General features: G+C 56.7%; 1 protein-coding gene and 1 pseudogene. Both read left to right on the top strand.

Features of this window, described 5'->3' with window-relative positions; all coding sequences use genetic code 11:
* Positions 1-472, top strand: a 472-nt coding sequence (locus PH547_RS33720) for a GSU2403 family nucleotidyltransferase fold protein (protein WP_285170484.1), incomplete at its 5' end; no start/stop codon positions are given.
* Positions 473-645: 173 nt separating this feature from the next.
* Positions 646-852: pseudogene (locus PH547_RS33715) on the top strand (nucleotidyltransferase family protein); the annotation flags it as partial.

Raw genomic sequence — 852 nt, 5'->3', positions numbered from 1 at the left:
GACGTCGAACCGTGGTTCGGATGACTACATCGATCAGCCGGCGAAGATGCCCGCTCTTGGCGGCGCCAGCGCGGATCCACTGCGCTTTCTCGACTTCCTCATAAGGGAACCCGTCAGGACAATGTTGCTCCACCGAAGCGGTGTCCCAGTCGTCGTCCCTGATCCGTCCCGGTATGCGGTCCACAAGCTCATAGTCGCCAGCCGCCGAAACACCGACGGGCAGGGGCCGGCGAAGCGTGAGAAGGATATCCGACAAGCTGCGCTGCTCTTCGAAGCTCTGCAGCAGACAAGGCGATCTGCCGACTTGGCGCTCGTCTACAACGAAGCATGGAAGCGCGGGCCTACATGGCGAGAAGGTATTCGAACCGGGGCAGGAATGCTGCCGGCACAAGATGCAGAGCGACTCAACACGGTCCTCACCGAGGGCGCAAAAAGAAACCGCGAAGAAATTGAACTTCCGTTTGGAGAATAGACCGTCTTCCAATTCCAAGGCTAAGCAGTTGATTTAATTCGAAGTGGCGAAGACAAATATAATGCCGACAGTTCGAGTCCGCTCAAGGCGACAGAGGTGGTATCCTATCTTGCGACCCATCCTCTCGACCGTTATACTGTTTTTGAAAAACAGTATAACACCGGAGTCGAGCTATGAAGTCCATCGACCTCATGTATCAGACGATGCTCGCCGAGCTCGGTCAGCGCTCGCTCGATGCCGCTTGGACGGCCGATTTCCCTCCGGAGGGTCGGTTCACCCCAGCGAAGGTTAAGGGGCGCACGTACTGGTATTTCGACATCCCGGATGGACATGGTGGTACGAAACGTCGTTACGTCGGTTCCGCTGATGATCCGGTTATC

Source organism: Rhizobium cerradonense (assembly GCF_030182455.1).
Lineage (GTDB): Bacteria > Pseudomonadota > Alphaproteobacteria > Rhizobiales > Rhizobiaceae > Rhizobium.
The sequence above is the reverse complement of the archived record's forward strand: the minus strand, read 5'-3'. Positions and strand labels throughout refer to the sequence as shown.